Below are 1343 nucleotides of genomic sequence, written 5' to 3' on the forward strand. Positions count from 1 at the left end.
GGGTGGTCTGGTACAAGGTGCTGGAGCGGGGAACCTTCGAGCTGCCGCGGGCCGAGGGTGATAGTGTGGAGCTGTCCTTTACCGACCTACAGTTGCTACTGGCCGGCATTGAGATAAAATCCGTCAAACGACGCAAAAGATACCCGCCGGCGGCTTGACGTCGGGGCTATTTTTCGTATTTTTTGCCCCGTGAGTATCGAAGGGCTCATCGCGGAAAATCAGTCGCTCAAGGAGCAGAACGGGGCCTTGCGCCACGAGCTCGATCAACTCAAGCGCTTGATCTTCGGAGCCAAGTCCGAGCGCCTGGCAGGCCAGGCCACCGCGCCCCCCGAACAGATGGCCCTGTGGGGGCAAAGCGTGCCGGCCGAGCCACCGAAGCAAGAAGTCACCTACACGCGTCGCAAGCCGAAAAAGACCCACCCCGGCCGGGCTTCGCTGCCGGATCACCTGCCGGTGGAGGAGATCGTCCTGGAGCCGCAAGACGTAGACACCGCTGGCCTGGAGTGCATTGGGCAGGAAGTCACCGATACGCTGGACTACCGTCCGGGTAAGTTGGTCATTATCCGGCGCATCCGTCCTAAGTACGCCCGCCCGGAAGCTGACGGGTCGACCACCGTGCTGGTGGCCGATCTACCGAGCCGGTCCATCGACAAGGGTATCCCGGAACCGGGGCTGCTGGCCGAGCTGTGCGTGGCCAAGTACGTCGATCATCTGCCGTTTTACCGCCAGATCAAGCGCTTCGAGCGTGATCACGGCTGGGTGGTGCATAAAGCCACCGTAGGCGACTGGTTCGCCGCCACCTGTAGCTTACTCGAGCCGCTATACCAGCAACTACTCCGCACGGTCGTTGATAGCGACTATTTGCAGGTGGATGAATCGACGATCAAGGTACTGGCTTCGGAAAAGAAAGGCAAAGCCCACCTGGGCTACCAGTGGGTCTATCGGGACCCGGACTCCGGACTGGTGCTGTTCGACTACCGTAAAGGACGCGGGGTGCACGGCGTGATGGAACGACTGGCGGACTTTGCGGGCTACCTGCAAACGGACGGGTATAAGGCCTATGAGACCTACTTGCGCAAGCATCCGCAGGTCACGGGGGTGAGCTGTCTGGCGCACATCCGCCGTAAGTTCTTCGAGGCCCGCGAGCAGCATCCCCGGCTGGCGGAGCTGGCCCTGGCCGCCATCGGCTTCCTTTACCACGTCGAGGCGCACTGCCGCAAAAGGGGGCGGTCGGCAGCCGAACGCCTGGCCCTGCGCCGGCGGGTGAGTCGGCCAGTCTACGAGGCATTGCTGGACTGGGCGGAGTACGAACAGAAAAACAACCTGTCCAGCGGGGCCATCGG

General features: G+C 62.2%; 2 protein-coding genes. Both read left to right on the forward strand.

The features are described 5' to 3' along the window. The first annotated feature begins 2 nt into the window (after positions 1–2). Positions 3–158, forward strand: a complete 156-nt coding sequence (gene tnpB / locus E4021_RS18665) for an IS66 family insertion sequence element accessory protein TnpB (RefSeq protein WP_406603368.1) — start codon at positions 3–5, stop codon at positions 156–158. A gap of 31 nt (positions 159–189) precedes the next feature. Further along, a partial coding sequence (tnpC, locus tag E4021_RS17965; protein ID WP_136460872.1) for an IS66 family transposase occupies positions 190–1343 on the forward strand: 1154 nt, incomplete at its 3' end.

This window comes from Neolewinella litorea (assembly GCF_004803465.1).
Classification (GTDB): Bacteria; Bacteroidota; Bacteroidia; order Chitinophagales; family Saprospiraceae; genus Neolewinella; species Neolewinella litorea.